The sequence below is a fragment of the Enterobacter cloacae complex sp. S2 genome (genome assembly GCF_015159675.1).
Classification (GTDB): Bacteria; Pseudomonadota; Gammaproteobacteria; order Enterobacterales; family Enterobacteriaceae; genus Enterobacter; species Enterobacter intestinihominis.
This window is the reverse complement of sequence record NZ_JADDTS010000125.1, coordinates 1-460: the sequence shown is the minus strand read 5'-3', so window position 1 is coordinate 460 and position 460 is coordinate 1. Positions and strand designations below refer to the sequence as shown.

Below are 460 nucleotides of genomic sequence, written 5' to 3'. Positions count from 1 at the left end.
AAGATATATTTACCAACATATACTTGAAACAAAAAAACAATACTGTCATGGACAATAAAAACAATTAATCACGAGCAATCCAATCATATGGAATCAACGCTGCACCACGCCATTCCTCAACTAAATGGATGTTCTCCAGATTACTCCAAACTTCTTCATTAGCATGGTCTAGTACAATAAACTGAAATATACCTTTAGTAGAAGATATAAATTTATTTAAAACTTTAAATACTTTACGAACAGCAACAATATCCTCGTTTTGCCATTCTGGCTCATTATTTTCGTTGTCTATAATTCCTGCTTGCCTTACAGGGAAATATACTTGACTTGGCTGGTCATAAATGAGCAAGCTTGGTACAGGATGCTGAGGATTTCTCGTAAACACCCATTGCAAAGCTAATGTTGTAGCAATATGGTAAGCTAACCAGTTTGCCCCACTACCAGTTTCCCAAAGATAATC

The 460-nt window shown here is 35.4% G+C and carries 1 protein-coding gene; it reads right to left on the bottom strand.

All coding sequences use genetic code 11. The annotated features are described in order from the left end of the window. Nucleotides 1-64: 64 nt before the first annotated feature. A partial coding sequence (locus IPZ49_RS23040; RefSeq protein ID WP_193762910.1) for a DUF3732 domain-containing protein occupies nt 65-460 on the bottom strand: 396 nt, incomplete at its 5' end.